The sequence below is a fragment of the Geodermatophilus sp. SYSU D01176 genome (genome assembly GCF_054050015.1).
The window spans coordinates 1-17,248 of sequence record NZ_JBJGYN010000073.1 but is presented as its reverse complement, the minus strand read 5'-3'; the positions used below and the strand labels follow the sequence as shown (position 1 = coordinate 17,248).

The 17,248-nt window shown below is 72.3% G+C and carries 12 protein-coding genes; 5 read left to right on the top strand and 7 right to left on the bottom strand.

Features of this window, described 5'->3' with window-relative positions:
• Window positions 1–123: 123 nt before the first annotated feature.
• Window positions 124–1,503, bottom strand: coding sequence for a cation:dicarboxylate symporter family transporter (locus ACI78Z_RS23405; RefSeq protein WP_457038936.1), 1,380 nt, complete (start codon window positions 1,501–1,503; stop codon window positions 124–126).
• 489 nt (window positions 1,504–1,992) lie between these two features.
• Here ACI78Z_RS23405 and ACI78Z_RS23400 point away from each other — a divergent pair, with 489 nt between their 5' ends.
• The gene (locus ACI78Z_RS23400) at window positions 1,993–2,808 is read left to right on the top strand and encodes a response regulator (protein ID WP_457038935.1); all 816 of its coding nucleotides are present in this window, start codon (window positions 1,993–1,995) and stop codon (window positions 2,806–2,808) included.
• A gap of 245 nt (window positions 2,809–3,053) precedes the next feature.
• On the opposite strand, the gene ACI78Z_RS23395 is transcribed toward ACI78Z_RS23400, so the two are convergent.
• The 6 genes from ACI78Z_RS23395 to ACI78Z_RS23370 are packed head-to-tail and all read right to left on the bottom strand — an operon-like array spanning window position 3,054 to window position 10,606.
• Window positions 3,054–5,381, bottom strand: coding sequence for a transketolase-like TK C-terminal-containing protein (locus tag ACI78Z_RS23395; protein ID WP_457038934.1), 2,328 nt, complete (start codon window positions 5,379–5,381; stop codon window positions 3,054–3,056).
• The gene (locus tag ACI78Z_RS23390) at window positions 5,378–6,238 is read right to left on the bottom strand and encodes an HpcH/HpaI aldolase/citrate lyase family protein (RefSeq protein ID WP_457038933.1); all 861 of its coding nucleotides are present in this window, start codon (window positions 6,236–6,238) and stop codon (window positions 5,378–5,380) included. Before ACI78Z_RS23390 ends, ACI78Z_RS23395 begins: the two co-directional genes overlap by 4 nt.
• On the bottom strand, window positions 6,235–7,398 hold the full coding sequence (locus ACI78Z_RS23385; protein ID WP_457038932.1) for an acyl-CoA dehydrogenase family protein: 1,164 nt from the start codon (window positions 7,396–7,398) through the stop codon (window positions 6,235–6,237). Before ACI78Z_RS23385 ends, ACI78Z_RS23390 begins: the two co-directional genes overlap by 4 nt.
• A gap of 21 nt (window positions 7,399–7,419) precedes the next feature.
• Window positions 7,420–8,811 (bottom strand): MmgE/PrpD family protein, encoded by a 1,392-nt coding sequence (locus tag ACI78Z_RS23380; protein ID WP_457038931.1) that lies wholly within the window; start codon window positions 8,809–8,811, stop codon window positions 7,420–7,422.
• Complete coding sequence (locus ACI78Z_RS23375) at window positions 8,808–10,061, bottom strand: CaiB/BaiF CoA transferase family protein (RefSeq protein WP_457038930.1); 1,254 nt, start codon at window positions 10,059–10,061, stop codon at window positions 8,808–8,810. Before ACI78Z_RS23375 ends, ACI78Z_RS23380 begins: the two co-directional genes overlap by 4 nt.
• Window positions 10,058–10,606, bottom strand: a complete 549-nt coding sequence (locus ACI78Z_RS23370; protein ID WP_457038929.1) for a MaoC family dehydratase — start codon at window positions 10,604–10,606, stop codon at window positions 10,058–10,060. Before ACI78Z_RS23370 ends, ACI78Z_RS23375 begins: the two co-directional genes overlap by 4 nt.
• A gap of 298 nt (window positions 10,607–10,904) precedes the next feature.
• On the opposite strand from ACI78Z_RS23370, the gene ACI78Z_RS23365 reads away from it, so the two are divergent.
• The 4 genes from ACI78Z_RS23365 to ACI78Z_RS23350 are packed head-to-tail and all read left to right on the top strand — an operon-like array spanning window position 10,905 to window position 16,931.
• Window positions 10,905–12,986: a hydantoinase/oxoprolinase family protein gene (locus ACI78Z_RS23365; RefSeq protein ID WP_457038928.1), complete on the top strand. Its 2,082-nt coding sequence runs from the start codon at window positions 10,905–10,907 to the stop codon at window positions 12,984–12,986.
• Entirely contained in the window at window positions 12,983–14,800 is a 1,818-nt protein-coding gene (locus ACI78Z_RS23360; protein WP_457038927.1) for a hydantoinase B/oxoprolinase family protein, read from the top strand. Before ACI78Z_RS23365 ends, ACI78Z_RS23360 begins: the two co-directional genes overlap by 4 nt.
• Entirely contained in the window at window positions 14,743–16,104 is a 1,362-nt protein-coding gene (locus tag ACI78Z_RS23355) for an amidase (RefSeq protein WP_457038926.1), read from the top strand. Before ACI78Z_RS23360 ends, ACI78Z_RS23355 begins: the two co-directional genes overlap by 58 nt.
• 5 nt (window positions 16,105–16,109) lie before the next feature.
• The gene (locus ACI78Z_RS23350) at window positions 16,110–16,931 is read left to right on the top strand and encodes a FadR/GntR family transcriptional regulator (protein ID WP_457038925.1); all 822 of its coding nucleotides are present in this window, start codon (window positions 16,110–16,112) and stop codon (window positions 16,929–16,931) included.
• The last annotated feature ends 317 nt before the right edge of the window (window positions 16,932–17,248 follow it).

Genomic DNA, 17,248 nt, shown 5'->3' with positions numbered 1-17,248 from the left:
TGTGTGGGGGGGGGGGGGGGTGGGGGGGGGGGGGGGGGGGGGGGGGGGGGGCGGGGGGGGGGGGGGGGGGGGGGGGGGGGGGGGGGGGGCCCCCCCCCCCCCCCCCCCCCCCGGCACGGTCACTCACGGGCGGGGTGCCGGCACGCGGTGCGCACCCTCGTCGTGCTGAGCGGAGTGCTCGACCGGGACCTGCTCCCCTGGCAGGGGACGCGGGGCCAGCTCGGGCGGGTCCTCGTCGTCGATCATCAGGGCCTCGTCGAACGGGTCCTTGCCGCTGAGGACGAGCCTGGCCTGCTCCCTGTCGAACTCACCCACCCACTTCCCGATCAGCACGGTCGCCACCGCGTTGCCGGAGAAGTTGGTCAGGGCGCGGGCCTCGGACATGAAGCGGTCGATGCCGACGATCAGCCCGACACCCTCGACCAGGTCGGGCCGGTGGGCGCTCAGGCCACCGGCGAGGGTCGCGAGGCCGGCGCCGGTGACACCCGCGGCACCCTTCGAGGCGATGATCATGAACAGCAGCAGTGAGACCTGCTCGCCGATCGTCAGCGGGTCCCCGACCGCCTCGGCGATGAACAGCGAGGCCATCGTCAGGTAGATCGCCGTCCCGTCGAGGTTGAACGAGTAGCCGGTCGGCACGGTGATCCCCACGACCGGTCGGGAGATGCCGAGGTGCTCCATCTTCGCGACCAGCCTCGGCAGCGCCACCTCCGAGGAGGAGGTGGACACGATGAGCAGGTACTCCTTCGCCAGGTAGCGCAGCAGCGAGATGATGCCCACACCCGCGCCGAAGCGCAGGACCGCGCCGAGGATGACGAAGACGAAGATCACGCAGGTGATGTAGAAGGCCAGCATGATCTGCCCGAGCGCGACCAGGGCGGACCAGCCGGTCGCCCCGACGACGGCGGCGATGGCGCCGAAGGCCCCGATCGGGGCCAGCCACATGATCATGGCCAGGACCCGGAAGACCAGCCGCTCGAAGTGCTTGATCCCACGCAGGATCGCCTGGCCGGAGGTGCCGAGGTTCTGCACGGCGAAGCCGATCAGGAGGGCCACGAACAGCGTCTGCAGGATGAACTCTTCGGTGAGCGGCGAGACGAGCGTGGTCGGGATGATGCCGAGCACGAAGTCGGTGGTCGACTCCGCTTCGCTCTCGGGCACCTCACCGCCGATCGCGCCGATGTCCAGACCCCCGCCGGGCTGCAGCATGTTGCCCACGATCAGCCCGATGACCAGCGCGAACGTCGACATGACGATGAAGTAGGCCAGTGCCAGCCCGCCGACCTTGCCGACCGTCGCGGCCTGGCGGATCGATCCGATGCCGAGCACGATCGTGCAGAAGATGACCGGACTGATCATCATCTTGATCAGGTTCACGAACGCAGTGCCGAGCGGCCTGAGCTCCTGGCCGACTCCCGGAGCGAGGATGCCGACGGCGATGCCGAGGACCACCGCGACGATCACGGCGATGTAGAGGTAGTGCCCGCGATCGCGGCGTTCCACCTCACGCTGTGTGGTGCCGGGCTGGGACATGAGGCCTCCGGGAACCGAATAGAGGATCTGGGGCTGTGTTGCGCGTCGACCGGGTGTCACGGGGCAGGTACGGACCAGCAGGACGGCGATCCTCCCAGAAGCCTGCCCCCGGTGTGTGACGTCAGTCACGTTTCTGCTCATTGTGACTTCGCAGGCCGGTGACCTGACGAGCACCTCGCCACCCCGGGCCACCATGTGACATCCCGACCTGCGCCGGCCCCGGCACACCATTCGAGCGCGGGGGTTCCAGGCACCGGGCCCTGCCTGCGGCCGCCGACAGTTCCCTGGCCGGTGTACGCAATGGCCGAATCCGCGACCACGCTCACGCGAGGCCCCACCGTGGGAGTCCTCCGCCCGGTCCGGGCCGACAGCCACAGGGGCAGACCGCCCCGCCGACTCCAGGAAACCCTCTTGTCCTCTGGCACCGTGCCGCGGAAGACCCCGGCGAGTCGACACCCCGTGCCTCCACGCCGCGAGGAGAGCAGCTGCGGCGACGGGCCGGCCACCGAGACCACCGTGGATCCGGGCAGTCCCGTTGCGCCGACCCCACAGCGGGCCGGTGGGTCACGCCCGAAGGGGAACACGGTCGGCGTCCTGGTCGCCGAGGGTGAGCCGACGACGGCTCGGCTGCTCGTCGAACACGTCCGACGGTTGCCCGGCTTCGAGGTGACCGGGCAGGCGAGCACGGGCGCGGACGCGCTGCGCTGTCTCGCGACGGGACGTGTCGACCTCGTGCTGCTGGACGTCTACCTGCCCGACATGTCCGGGCTGGACCTGCTCCGCAGGCTGCGTGGAGCCGGCTGCACCGTGGACGTCGTGGCGGTGCTGGGCGCACACGACCTGTGCGTCGCGCGGACGGCGCTGGCCTTCGGTGTCGTCCACCACCTGCTCAAGCCGTTCACCTTCACCAGCGTGCGGCACAGACTCGAGAAGTACGGGGCGTACCGATCGCTGCCCCCCGGGGGAGAGCTCGTCCTCGTCCAGCAGGAGGTCGACCAGCTGCTGGGGATGCTCCGGGACGCCGATGACGACGATCTGCGCAAGGGGATCAGCCGCGAGTCGCTCCAGGCCGTCATGGCGGCGCTCAGGGGGCTCAGTGGAAGCGGAGAAGGGGTGTCGGCCGCCGAGATGGCTCAAATCCTGGGCACCTCCAGGGGCACCACCAGGCGCTACCTGGAGTACCTCGTCGACAGGGGATCGGCCCTCCGTCGGGCACGGTATCGCGGCCCGGGTCGTCCGGAGCTGGAGTACGTCTGGCTGTCCCCGGACGCCTGATCCGCCCGACGTGCGCGACCTCGGCGGGAGCCCGGGGCGTCCGCCTCACCCGACGATGCCGGGCGAGCCGATGCGGCTGCAGCCCGACCGCGCCCGGCGTCCCAACAGCGGGCCCGGCTGATCCACCCGCCAGCTGGTCGCCGAGGGCCCCCTCGGCGACCCCCGACCGGCGACGACGAGATCCCTGCGTGCACGTGCCGTTCGTCGGAGGAGTCTCCACGGCCTTCGGCTTGGGCGCGAGCCGATCAGTCGACGATGTCGAGGGCGGCGGCCACGATGCCTCCCACGTCGATGCCGTGGTGGCGGTAGACGTCCTCGAGGTCCCCGCTCTGGCCGAACCGGGTCACCCCCAGGTGCGTTCCGCGGACGCCGTTGACACCGGTGAGGAACGCGAGCGTGTGGGGGTGTCCGTCCAGCACGGTGACCATCGGCCGGGCCCGGTGGGCCGGGAAGACGCCGTCCAGCACCCAGCTCGGCGCGTCGTCGAGCCCCCGGCGGGACTGCACCGCCCGGAAGAGCAGGTCGGGGCTGGTCACGCAGACCACGTCCGCGGGCAGGCCCTGGTCATCCAGCCGGTGGGCCGCGGCCAGGGCCTCGGGGACCATCGCCCCCATCGCCACGACCGTGAGGGCGGGATCGCGGTGCCGGCGCAGCGCGTAGGCCCCGGCCACCACCTGCCGGCGACGTCGCTCCCGGGCGGCCGGATCGACCGGCACGCCCGCGAGGGCCTGGTCGACCGGCCGCGTGGACAGCCGCAGGTACGCCGAGCTGCCACCCGGCCGGCCCAGCTTGCCCAGCGCGCTGAGCAGGCACCACTCGGTGTCCTGGGCGAAGGCCGGCTCGTAGCTCACGCAGCCGGGCTGCTCGAGGCCGATGGACGGGGTCTTGATGGACTGGTGGGCGCCGCCCTCGGGGGCGAGGGTCACGCCGGAGGGTGTGCCGACCAGGATCGACTGCCCGCCGGCGTAGATGCCGAACGACCACGGCTCGAGCGCCCGTTCGACGAACGGGTCGTACAGGACGCCGATCGGCAGCAGGGGCTGTCCCCAGCGGCTCCAGGTCGCGCCGAGCTCCGAGATCAGACCCACCAGGTTGACCTCGGCGATCCCCAGCTCGACGTGCTGGCCGCTGGGCCGCTCCCGCCAGTGGAGGATCGTCTCGGCGTCGTCGGCGAACCAGTCCGGCCGCTCGTCGGCCGACCACACGCCGACCTTGTTCACCCATCCACCCAGGTTGGTGCTGGAGCTGACGTCCGGGCTGACGGTGACGACCCGGGCGCCCACCTCCGGCGCGGCGCGGAGGAGGTCGAGCAGGGTCCGCCCCAGCGCCGCCTGGGTCGTGGCCCTCCCGCCGGGGGTCCGGCCCAGGTCGACCGGGACGTCGACCGGCGCAGGGGACGGGACGTCCGGCCGCCGCAGGCGCTGGGCGGTGCGGGTGCACAGCTCGGCAGCGGCACTCCCCGCGGGGAACGGTGCCCACGGATCCCCGGGATCGGCGCCGACCCGCGCGGCCAGCTCCGCCAGCTGGGCCTCGTTCAGCAGCGCGGAGTGGTTCTGGGGGTGCCCCTCGGTGGCCAGTCCGTACCCCTTGACCGTGTAGGCGAGGACGACCGTCGGGCGGCTGTCGTCGATCTGCGCGAACGCCGCAGCCAGCGCCTCCAGGTCGTGGCCGCCCAGGTTGCGCAGGGCGGCGACCAGCTCACCGTCCTCGACCCCGCCGATCAGCGAGCGGATCTCCCCCGCATCCGGGCCGTCCCCCGGGAGGGTCTCCCGCAGCTGTTCGGGCGTCCGCCGCAGCATCCGCTGGTACTCCGGGTTGGTCATCTCGTCGATCCGCCGTCGCAGCGCCGGGCCACCCGGCCGACCGAACAGCTCGTCCAGCAGCTGGCCGTACTTGACCGTGAGGACCTGCCACCCCGCGGCGGTGAACATGCCGTGGAGACGGGTGGCTCCCATCATCGGCACCACGCGGTCCAGGGACTGGCGGTTGAGGTCGACGATCCAGACCACCTCGCCGAGCTCGGCCACCATCGGGTCGAGCACGGCCTCCCAGACCGCGCCCTCGTCGAGCTCGGCGTCGCCGACCAGGGAGTACTGCCGTCCGCGTGCCTCCGGGCCGACGTGCGTGTCCACGTAGCGGCGGGCCAGCGTTCCCCACAACGGAGCCGTGGCGCCGATGCCGACGGATCCGGTGGAGTAGTCCGCCGGGACCGGGTCCTTCGCGCGGCTGGGGTAGCTCTGCAGTCCCCCGAAGGCCCGCAGCGTCGTCAGCGCCGAGGCGTCGAGCTGGCCCAGGAGGTACTCGATGGCGTGCAGCACCGGGGAGGCGTGCGGCTTGACCGAGACGCGGTCGTCGGCCGTCAGCGCCTCGAACCACAGGGCGGTCATGATCGACACCATCGAGGCGCTGGACGCCTGGTGCCCGCCGACCTTGAGGCCGGAGCGGTTGGGTCGCACCCGGTTGGCGTGGTCGACCATGGCGGTCGACAGCCAGAGCACCCGCTGCTCGACCTCGCGGAGCACGTCCTGGGAGGGGCGCGCTGCCGTCGGCGCCGGGATGGCGGTGTCGGTCATGACCAGCTCCGTTCCGGACGTGCCCGCGCGAGGACCCGGCGCGCCTGCCGCGCCACGGCCTCGTCGATCATGCGCCCGTCCCGGTCGACGGCCACGTTCGACCCCTGGTCGGCCAGTCGTGCCAGCACGTCCCGCGCCGCCCCCACGTCCGCCGGAGCGGGGGTGAACACCGCGTCCACCACGGGCACCTGCCGCGGGTGGATGCAGGCCCGGCCGACGAAGCCGAGCCGGCGCAGCTGGTCGGTCGACCGCTCGAAGGCGGTCAGGTCGCGGAAGTCGGTGTCCACCGGGGCCAGCGGAGGCGCGATGCCCGCCGCCGCACTGGCGGTCACCACGAGGCTGCGGGCGAACAGCAGCTGCGCGCCGTCCGGCCCCGGGTCCACGCCCAGGTCGGCGACCAGGTCGGCCTCTCCCAGCTGCAGGTGGGACACCCGCGGACCGCGGGCGATGGCAGCGGCCTCCAGCAACCCGGCCGCGGTCTCGACCAGCGGGCACACAGCCACCGTTCCGCGCGGCACCCGGTCCTCCTCCTCGACCTCCGCGAGGACGGCGTCGAGCCGCTCCAGGGCGCCGCGGTCGCCGACCTTGGGGACGACCACGCCGGTGAGTCCGGCAGCGCCGACCGCCCGGACGTCGTCGTCCCCCCGTTCTCCGCCGTCGACGCGCACCCAGACCTCGGTGCCGCCGGTGCGCCGTCCGCGCACCCAGGACGCCACGGCGGCGCGGGCGTCGTCCTTGGCCGCGGCGGCGACGGCGTCCTCCAGGTCGAGGATCACGGCCCCCGCCCCGCTGGCGACGGCCTTGTCGAACCGGTCCGGCGCGTTGCCCGGCACGTAGAGGTGCGCCAGTGCGCTCATCCGACGACCCCGGAACCGGAGACCAGCGCCTTGGCGATCACGGTGCGCATGATGTCGTTGGTGCCCTCGCCGATCGCCATGAGCGGCGCGTCCCGGTACAGCCGTTCGACGACGAACTCGGTGGAGTAGCCGTAGCCGCCGTGGATGCGCATGGCCTCCAGGGACGCGGTGATCGCCGTCTCGGAGGCGAAGTACTTCGCCATCCCGGCCTCCATGTCCACCCGCTCGCCGGCGTCGGCACGACTGGCCGCCCAGTAGGTCATGAGGCGAGCCGCCTGCAGCTGGGTGGCGATGTCGGCGAGCTTGAGCTGGATGGCCTGGAAGTCCGCGATCGGCTTGCCGAAGGCCGTCCGCTCCTGGGCGTACCGCAGCGCGGCGTCGTAGGCCGCCTGGGTGATGCCGACGCTGCGCCCGGCGATGTTGAGCCGGCCGATCTCCAGCCCGGAGAGGGCCTGCTGCAGACCCCTGCCCTCGACCCCGCCGAGCAGGTCGCGCACTGGGACCCGCACGTCCCGGATCGAGATCTCGCAGGACTCCGTCCCCTTGTAGCCGAGCTTGCCGAGGTCACGGCTCACCTCGAACCCGGGGGTGGACGTGTCCACGAGCAGCAGGCTCATGCCCTTGTGCGGCGGGCTCGCGCCGGGGTCGGTCTTCACCAGCACCGGCAGCACGTTCGCGTGGCGGGCATTGGTGATCCAGGTCTTGGTCCCGTTGACGACGTACTCGTCGCCCTCACGCCGCGCGGTGGTGCTGATGCCCTGCAGGTCGGTGCCGGCTCCTGGTTCGGTCAGGCCGATGCCGGTCCGCCACTCCCCGCTGGCCAGCCGGGGCAGCAGGCGCTGCTTCTGCTCCTCCGTCCCGTGCCGGGCGATCATCCAGCAGGAGAGGTTGTGGCTGCCCAGGATGCCGGCGATGCCCATCCAGCCGCGGGCGATCTCCTCGTAGACCAGCGTGAACGAGACCATGTCGAGGGCCAGCCCGCCGTACTCCTCCGGCGTGGTGATGCCGAACAGGCCCATGGCCGTGAGGTGCTCGACGATCTCAGTGGGGTACCGCCCGGTCCGCTCCCACTCGTTGGCGACCGGCACGATCTCCTTGTCCACCAGCTGCCGGAGCGCCCGGCGGAAGTCCTGCTGTTCCTGGGTGAGGGTGAAGTCCACGAGTGCTCCTGGGAATGGCCGTCAGGCGGCGGGGTCGGTGGGGCGTGAGGCGGCGATCTCGGCGGCTGCGTCCAGCAGTCCGGTCAGGTCACGCTCGCCGGGAAGGGCGAGGACGCGCTCGGCGAGCTCCGCCGTCCTCGGGTGCTCGCCGCAGTTGGCGGCGAACTTCCGGTAGAGGTCGTCATCGGACAGGGGCGCCGCCGCCGTGCCACGGCTGCACCGGACCCGACCGGTGAGGATCCGCCCGTCCCGCAGGCGCACCCGCGCCGAACCGGGCGCGTCAGCGGCCGCCCCCTCGGACGGAACGGGCACGACCCGTACCAGGGCGGCGGTCGCGGCGATCTCGGGGCGGGCGATGGACACCGCCGTGTAGGTGTCGACGGTGACCGAGCCGTCGTGGAGGAGCGCGGCAACGCTCCAGGGCAGGTCGAACTTGGCGTCGTAGGGGCTGCGGGGCGGCGCTGTCCCGGCGTGCTCCCCGCAGACGATCGCCACGCTGTCCGGGTGCACGTCCACGGCGATCTCCGTGACCTCCGCCGGTGCGACGGCGCGGCCGGTCACGGCGGCGGCCACCGCGTCGAGGGTGACGTGCATCAGCTGGCAGGCCGGGTACGGCTTGATGCCGATGCGGGTGGTCTCCCACCGCTCCCCGAGGTCGGCGGTGATCGAACCGGTGTCGGCGGCGTGCGCGGACAGGGCGGCGAAGACCCCGCGCCGTCCCTCGAGGACCGAGTCGGGGCCGGCGGCGCCCGCGGCGGCCAGCCGCAGCGCGAGCAGCCCGTCGAGGCTCGCCGTCCCGGGGTGCAGGGCCTTCGTGTCGGCACCGGTGTCGAGGAACTCCAGCAGGCCGCCGCTGGCCGAGCCGGCGATGCCCAGGGCGTCCACCAGGCGGTCCGGGGACAGCTTCATCAGCGTTCCCCCGACGAGAGCAGCGGTCAGCGGGCCGGCGACCGCGGTGGCGTGCAGGCCCCGGGCGTGGAAACCGTGCGGGCTCGCCGCGCCGATGCGGCACACCGTCTCCAGCCCGACCACCGCGGCGGCGAGCACCTCCGCACCGGAGGCCCCGACCTGCTGTCCCACGGACAGCGCGGCGGGGAGGGTGACCGCGGTGGCGTGCACCAGTCCCCCGGCATGCGTGTCGTCGAAGTCGAGGGCGTGGACCAGCACCCCGGTGGCGAGCGCCGCGGCCGGGGCCGACAGCGGCCGCACGCCGGTCAGCGGCCGGGCCTCCGCCGGCCCGGCCAACTGCTCCGCGACCGTCCAGGCCGGCGCGCCGTGTCCCAGCCGGCGGGCGGCGACGGCGTTGCCCACGCCGTCGAGCAGGTGGCGGCCGGCCGCGTGCCGCACCGGGGCCGGAACGGCGTCCAGGCTCAGGCCCCGGGCCCAGGCCACCAGGTCAGCGGCGGCGGTCACCGGGGCACGCCGGCGCCACGGGCACGGACTCCGTCGGCCACCGGCGCCGGCGTGGGCATCCCGAAGGCGCCGTCGGCGGCCAGTCGTGCCTGCCGGTCCTCGTCGTAGCCCAGCAGGTCCTGGACCACCGCCTCGAAGTGCTCGTTGCGCAAGGGCGCCCGTCGGTACTCGGGGCTCTCGGCGCCGAAACGGACCGGCGAGGCGACCTGCTGCACCGTGCCGAGCACGGGGTGCTCGGTCTCGACGACCAGGCCGCGGGCCCGGGTGTGCGGCTCGGCCAGCGCCTGTGCCACGTCGTTGATCGGACCGCAGGGCACGCCGGCCGGGCCGAGCAGACCCAGCCAGTGCGCCACGGTGCCGCCCGCGAACAGCCGCTCCAGCTCGGCGAGCAGGGTCTCCCGGTGCTCCGCGCGGTCGGCGAACGTGCGGTACCGCGGGTCCTCAAGCAGGTCGGAGCGCCCGACGGCGGTCGCCAGCCGCTGCCAGAACTTCTCCTTCGCGCACCCCACGACCAGCCAGCCGTCGGAGGCCTGGAACACCTGGAAGGGCACCAGGGAGGGGTGCGCGGAGTTCCGCGTGCGCGTCGGCTGGAAGCCGGCGTTGAGGTGCCAGGTCGCCGGATAGGTCAGCAGCGAGACGGCGGTGTCGTAGAGGGAGACGTCGCAGTCCCCGCCGACGCCGTCACGCCGCGCCGCGTGGAGACCGGCGAGCAGGCTGATCGCCGCGACGAAGCCGCCCGAGAAGTCCACCAGGGACAGGCCCGACTTCGTCGGCGGCCCGTCGGGGTCCCCGGTGAGGCTCATCCACCCGGCCAGGCCCTGGAGGATGTAGTCGTAACCCGGTTCGGCAGCGCGCGGGCCGGTCATCCCGAACCCCGTGAGGCTGCAGCAGACGATCGCCGGGTTCAGGTGGCGCAGGTCGTCGTAGCGGATGCGCATCTTCTCCGGGACGTCGCCGCGCAGGTTGGAGTACACGGCGTCGGAGACCCGCACGAGGTCCTCGAAGACGGCCCGACCGGCCGCGGTCGACAGGTCGAGCGACAGGCTGCGCTTGTTGCGGTTGAACGTCTCGAAGAACAGCGAGTCCTCACCCTGGGCGTACGGCGGGACGTAGCGGCCGACGTCACCCCCGACCCGCGGGTCCTCGATCTTGATGACCTCGGCGCCCAGGTCGGCGAGGTGCACGCTGCCGAACGGGCCGGCGCCGTACTGCTCGAGGGCGAGGATGCGGACGTCCGCCAGTGGCTTCACGACCCGGTCCCCGTCCCCGCCGGGACCTGCAGCGGCCCTTGCTTGGCCTCGGGGAAGTAGCCCTGGCCGATGCCGCTGGCGCGCGTGGCCACCATGACCGACCGCCGGTAGGAGATGATCTCGTCGCCGTGCTGGTTGAGGCCCCGGGTGAGCATGGAGACGATCCCCGCGTAGGGCCGGGAGGACGACGGCCGCAAGCCGGTGCAGAGGCTCTCGGCGTAGAGCGTGTCCCCGGCGTAGAGCGGGTGGCTCAGCCGGACGTCGGTCATCTCCAGGTTGGCGATCGCGTTCTGGCTCATGTCCAGCACCGAGATGCCCAGGACCACCGCGATCGTCAGACCGGAGTTCACGATCACCCGGCCCTCGGTGATCGGGTTCTGCCCGGCCAGGTGGGCGTTGAAGTGGTTCTGGTTCGTGTTCATCGACAGCAGGGTCAGCCACGTGTTGTCGGCCTCGGTGATCGTCCGGCCGAGCGGGTGCTGGTAGACGTCCCCCACGACGAAGTCCTCGAAGAAGCGGCCGCATGTCGCTGCATGAGTGGTCACGGGACCTCCTTGGTCGCGACTGACCGTAAACATCGGATGTTTTGCTCGTCAAGACAGCGGCCGGCCCGGCTCCTGCGCCGCGCCCTTCACCCTCTGACACGCACCAAGCGGCACGCTCACGGTCAGCGGGGGCCAGGCTCGAGAAAAACCTCCGAGGTATTGCGCTCCAGCCGAGGGCTCCCCCACTATGAGCGCCGTCACTGGCCCCGGGCCGGTGGCCATCCAGACCGAGCCGGGAGCTCTCGTCCCCGGCGATCGCCACGCCCTCGCCCGGGCCGCAGAGAACGGAACCCCGCGGATGAAGCGCATCGGAGTCGACGTCGGTGGGACGTTCACCGACCTGATCCTCTGGGACGACGACGGTCGGACCGTCGTCCACAAGACACCGTCAACCCCCGCCGACCCGTCGGTGGGCACCATGGAGGGCATCGAGGCGCTCGCCCGACGGGCCGGCATCGCCGTCAGCGACATCGCCATGTTCTTCCACGGGACGACCGTGGCCACCAACATCGTGCTCGAGCACAACGGGTGCGACGTCGGCATGATCACGACCGACGGGTTCCGGGACCTGCTGCACATCGCCCGCAAGAAGCGCCCGCTCAACTACTCCAACCACCAGGACCTCCCCTGGCAGAAGTGGCAGCTGGTGCCCCGGCGCAACCGGCGCACCGTCGTCGAACGCATCGACGCCGGCGGCACGGTCATCACCCCGCTCGACGAGGACGGGGTCCGCGAGCAGGTCCGCCTGCTCCGCGACCGTGGGGTCCAGGCCATCGCGGTCTGCTTCCTCCACGCCTACCGCAACCCCACCCACGAGGAGCGGGTCCGCGAGATCATCGCCGAGGAGTACCCCGGCGTGTTCGTCTCCCTGTCCAGCCGGGTGGCTCCCCAGTACCGCGAGTACGAGCGGTTCTCGACCACCGCGCTCAACGCCTTCATCGGACCGCAGGTCTCCAGCTACGTCACCCACCTGGCCGAGTCCGCGCGGGCGGCGGGGATCGGGGGTGAGGTCCACCTCATGACCTCCGCCGGCGGCCTGGTCACGGCTCGCAGCGCTGGCGAGACCCCGGTCTCGCTGCTGACCAGCGGCGTCATCGCAGGACTGCTGGGCGGCTGCGCCATCGGCCGCGCCTCCGGCCACCCCAGCGTGATCACCCTCGACGTGGGCGGCACCTCCGCCGACGTCGGCGTCGCCCCGGACGGCCGGCTGCGGATGAAGCACCTGCTGGACACCCGCATCGGGGACTACCACGCCATGGTGCCGATGGCCGAGGTCGACACGATCGGCGCCGGCGGTGGCTCCATCGCCGCCATCGACGCGGGCGGCATGTTCCGCGTCGGCCCCCGGAGCGCCGGTGCCGTCCCCGGCCCGGCCTGCTACGACCGTGGCGGCACCGAGCCGACGTCCACCGACGCGATGGTGCTCATGGGCTGGCTGCGCGAGGACAGCTTCCTGTCCGGCAGCATGGTGATCCGGCCGGAACTGGCCCGCGAAGCGGTCCAGAAGCACATCGCCGAGCCGCTGGGTACCGGCCTCGACCGGGCGGCGATGGGGATCTTCAAGATCCTCGCCCACTCCATGACGGAGGCCATCAGCCTGCACTCGGTGCGCAAGGGCTACGACCCGCGCGAGTTCTCCCTGGTCGCCGAGGGCGGCGCCGGCCCGCTGTTCGCCTGGCACATCGCCGAGCAGCTCGGCATCCCGCGGGTCATCGTCCCGCGCCACCCCGGCATCGCATCGGCCATGGGGCTGCTGACCACGGACATCCGGTACGAGATCCCCACGACGGTGTGGACCTCCTCGGCCGCGCCCGACACCGCGCTCATCGCCGAGCAGATGAAGCGGCTCGAGGAGGAGGCGCGGGCCCAGCTGCGCGCCGACGGCGTGGCCGACGAGGACATCAGCCTCGAGCGGTCCGTCGACTGCCGCTACATGGGCCAGGGCTACGAGCTGCGCGTGCCCGCACCGGACGGCGAGATCGACGAGGACTGGGTGACCGCCACCGCCGCCGCCTTCCACGACGTCCACGGACGCACCTACTCCCAGCGCTTCGAGGACAAGCCCGTACACCTCGTCAACATCCGCGTCACGGGTGTCGGCGCCATCCCCCACGTGCTGATCGAGCAGATCGATGCGGGCAGCGAGGACGCCGGCGACGCGCTCAAGACGACGACCCGGGCGCTGTTCTGGCGCGACGAGGTCAGCGAGCCCGAGTGGGTCGAGACCCCGGTCTACGAACGGTCCCGGCTCAAGGCCGGGAACCGGATCAGCGGACCCGCCATCGTCGAGCAGTTCGACTCCACGACCGTCATCGGCATCAACCAGCAGGCCACCGTCGACGCCGTCGGCCACCTGATCCTGGAGAGGAAGAACGCATGACCGCGCTCCTGCCCCCGACGGGCGTCTCCCTGGCCGGCGAGGCCGTCCGCACCTGGAACGACGTGGAGGTCGACCCGATCACCCTGCGGGTGATCGGCGGAGCCCTCAACTCGATGGCCAAGGAGATGGCCCAGGTCCTCTACCGGATGGCCTACTCCAGCCTCATCCGGGAGTCCGAGGACCTCGGTGCCGGCATCTTCGACGTCAGCGGCCGCGAACTGTGCGAGTCGGACTCCACGCCGATGCACTGCGGGTCCATCCCGGCCTACATCCGGGGCATCAACCGGCGACTCGCCGGTACCTACCGACCCGGCGACGTCATCCTGCACAACCACCCGTACCACGGAGCCGCGCACTCCCCGGACTACGGGGTCATGATCCCGATCTTCTGGGGGGGACAGCACATCGGTTTCGCCGGGTGCACCGGCCACGTGTCCGACATCGGGGGCAACTTCCCGGGCCTGTGCATGGACGTCGTCGACGTCTGGGCCGAGGGCAAGCTCATGGACTCGATGAAGATCTACGACGCCGGCGTCCGCAACGAGATGCTGATCCAGCACATCCTCGACAACGTCCGGACGCCGGAGCAGAACCGTGGCGACCTCGAGGCACTCATCGCCTGCGCGCGGCTGGGCGAGCGCCGCTTCACCGAGCTCCTGGAGAAGTACGGCCTCGACACCGTGATGAGCGCCGCCGAGCGGTGGATGGACTACTCGGAGGACATGCTGCGCCGCCGGATCCGGGAGATCCCCGACGGTTCCTACGAGGCGCCGGTCGGCTACCTGGACGACGACGGCAAGAACCGCGGCGTGCCGCTGAAGGTCGCCGTCCGCGTGCAGGTCGACGGGGACGACGTGCTGGTCGACCTCACCGGCTCCAACGACCAGGTGCCGACGGCCTTCAACGTGCCGTTCGAGGGATCGGTGCTGCCCACGGCGGTCGCGGCGATCCGCACCATCCTGCTCGACGAGCACCTCACCGAGGAGTTCGTGCCCCAGAACGACGGCTGCTTCCGGCCGGTCAAGGCCTACGCGCCGGAGGGGAGCATCTTCAACCCCAACTTCCCGGCGTCCTGCTTCGCCCGCTTCTCGCAGATCAACCGGGTCTTCGACTCGATCAACCTGGCCCTGGCGCCGGTGTTGCCCGACCGGGCGATCGCCGGTTCCTCCGCCGCGCTGTGCGCCATCGCCTACTCCGGCCTGGCCGCCGACGGCGAGTCCTACTGGGTCTACATCGAGATCAACGAGGGCTCCTACGGCGGCCGGCACGGCAAGGACGGCTTGGACTGTGTCGACTCGCTGATGGCCAACACCCGGAACAACCCGATCGAGGAGCTCGAGCTCAACCACGCGATGCGGGCCCTGGGCTACGAGCTCCGCGGCGAGCCGCCGGCTCCCGGTCAGTGGCGCGGCGGCATCGGCAGCCGGCGCACCTGGCTGATGGAGGTGGACACGTTCATCGGCTCGGAGGCCGACAACCGGTCCGACCCGCCGGCCGGCGCGCTGGGCGGCCACGACGGGCTGGCCGGGGCCTTCATCCGCAACCCCGGGACCGACCGCGAGGAGGTGCTCTTCTCCAAGGTCACGCAGGAGGTCTGCCGGGCCGGCGACGTCCTCGAGATCCGGCTGCCCTCCGGGGGCGGCTTCGGGGACCCCTTCGCCCGGGACCCCCGGGCGGTCCTCGAGGACGTGCTGGACGAGTACCTCACCGCCGAGGACGCCCGGCGGGACTACGGGGTGGTGGTGGACACCGGGACGTGGACGGTGGACCAGACGGCGACCCGGGAGCTCCGGTCGGCGCGGGACGCCGCCTGACCGGTGACCGGCGGACGTGGCGTCCGGGTGCGGAGCTCGCCCCGGACGTCGCGTCCGCACGTGCGCTGGACCAGACGCTGAACGCGGTCATCACCTGGATCGACGAGCCGACGGCCCCGGCGCAGCCCGGTCCGCTGGCCGGGCTGCGGATCGGGCTCAAGGACAACATCGACACGGCCGGGGTGCGCACCACCTGCGGCTCGGACTTCTTCCGCCACCGCATCCCGAGCCAGGACGCCGAGGTGGTGACGCGGCTGCGCGCCGCCGGGGCCCGCATCACGGCCAAGCTCAACATGGCGGAGTTCGCCGTCGGGGTCACCAGCCAGAACTCCGCCTTCGGCGGCTGCCGCAACCCGTGGGACCCGGACCGGGCTCCCGGAGGCTCCAGCGGCGGGTCCGGCGCGGCCGTGGCCGCCGGGCTGGTGGACGCGGCACTGGGCACCGACACCGGTGGATCGGTGCGCCTGCCGGCGGCCATGTGCGGCGTGACCGGCCTGCGGCCGTCGGCGGGCCGGATCAGCACGGCCGGCGTCTTCCCGGTCAGCAGCGTCACCGACACCGTGGGCCCCGTGGCGCGGAGCGTGGCGGAGGTGGAGCGGCTGTTCACGGTCCTGGCCGACCCGCAGTGCCCGACCCCCCGAGCGGTCACCGGACGCGTGGGCGTGCCCCGGCACTTCTTCACCGAGGACGTCGACCCAGGAGTCGCCGAGGTCCTGACGGCAGCTGCCCGTGATCTTGCCACGCTGGGCACCGAACTGGTCGACGTCCGGCTGCCGGGAGTGGAGACCGCCCAGGACGTCGTCTACACGCTGGTCTACTCCGAGCTCGCCGAGATCCACCGCGCGCGCGTCCAGGCCGAGCCGGGCCGGTTCCACCCGGACACCTTGGCGCGGATCCGCCTCGGCCTGTCACTCACCCCTGCCGACCGCGACGCCGCGCTGCGCGCTCAAGCCGACTTCCGAGCCACGCTCGACGAGGTCTTCACCGACGTCGACGCCGTCCTCACCCCGACCCTGCCGGTCGACGTCCCCCTGCTCCAGGGGGGAGACGTGATCGGCGTGTCCCGGCGGCTGGGCCAGTTCACCTACCCCTGGTCGCTGCATGCCGGTCCCACCCTGGCCCTGCCCGCCGGCTCCCATCCCCGCTCCGGCATGCCCGTCGGTGCCCAGCTGACCGCGGCGACCGGTCGGGAGGAGGTGCTGTTCGCTCTCGGTCGGGCGTACCAGGACCGGACTGGCTGGCACCGGCGGTGGCCGCCGTGGAGTGTCGAGGGCCTCCCCCGCGGGCCGGGGTGGGGAGGATGACGGACATGGTGACGTCCTCCGGCGACGAACTCGCCGCGCCCACCCTCGGTCACGACGCCGTCGCGACCGAGACCGAGGGGACCGGAGCGGTCCCGCGAGAGGCGTCCAAGCGTGCCGACCGCGCTGCCGCCGTACCGGCCTACGCCACCGTGGCCGCACGGATCCGCGGTCGGATCCTCTCCGGCGAACTGCTGCCCGGGGACCGACTGCCCAGCGAACCGGAGCTGAGCGCGGAGTTCGGCGTGGGCCGGAGCACCGTCCGCGAGGCGTTGAAGGTGCTGGCCAGTCAGAATCTCATCACGACGACTCGTGGCGTGACCGGCGGCAGCTTCATCGCCGTCCCCACCATCAGTGACATCAGCGCACACCTCGAGACCGGCGTGGGCCTCATGGCCGCCGTCGAGACGGTCTCCGTGGACCAGTTGATGGAAGTACGGCAGATGCTGGAGGTCCCGGCTGCCGGCATCGCCGCACATCGCCGTTCCCAGGCGCACCTGGACGGGCTCCGCGAGGCCATCTTCGACCCGAGTGAGGCAGCGGGGCCGGAGACCTATGCACGTAACCAGGAATTCCACCTCGTGCTGCTGCGGGCCGCGGCCAATCCGCTGCTCGAGGTGATCACCGCTCCGGTGTTCCGTGTGCTGTCGAGCCGTTTCGGGCGAGAGCGGGCCCCGTCCGGGTTCTGGCAGTGCGTCGACACCGACCACCGAGCCCTTCTCCGAGTGGTCGAGGAGGGTGATTCCATGGCGGCGATGGCGGCGATGCGCCGGCATCTGGACCATCTCGGCGACGCCTACGTGAAGATGGACCGCCTCGGCCCCTCGTGAGCGGGCCCCGCCGGACAGCGGCCGCCGCGTTGTCCCATGTCGTGCGACAACGCTGACGGCGGAAGGCGGAGGAGCAGCCACCCCCACCACCAGGGACATGGCTGCCCCGTCCGGTCTCCCGAGCAGAGACCTCGGGCGCTGGCCCACAGTCGCGTGGTGCACCGGACGAGAGCCGCGGTGACGTCCCGCTCTGCCCGCAGGCTGCGGGACGCCGCGGAGCCGATCGCGACGATCAGCTTCTGGGGCCGGCAGGTCAACGAGCGGCTGTCCGGCCTGGGGCTGAACTTCCTCACCGGCTACGTCTGGGCACGAGCCGC

Bases quoted from the DNA above. Each gene is read 5' to 3' on its own strand.
- ACI78Z_RS23395 (WP_457038934.1), bottom strand. From the start codon at position 5,381: ATGACCGACACCGCCATCCCGGCGCCGACGGCAGCGCGCCCCTCCCAG.
- ACI78Z_RS23360 (WP_457038927.1), top strand. From the start codon at position 12,983: ATGACCGCGCTCCTGCCCCCGACGGGCGTCTCCCTGGCCGGCGAGGCC.
- ACI78Z_RS23350 (WP_457038925.1), top strand. From the start codon at position 16,110: ATGGTGACGTCCTCCGGCGACGAACTCGCCGCGCCCACCCTCGGTCAC.
- ACI78Z_RS23365 (WP_457038928.1), top strand. From the start codon at position 10,905: ATGAAGCGCATCGGAGTCGACGTCGGTGGGACGTTCACCGACCTGATC.
- ACI78Z_RS23390 (WP_457038933.1), bottom strand. From the start codon at position 6,238: ATGAGCGCACTGGCGCACCTCTACGTGCCGGGCAACGCGCCGGACCGG.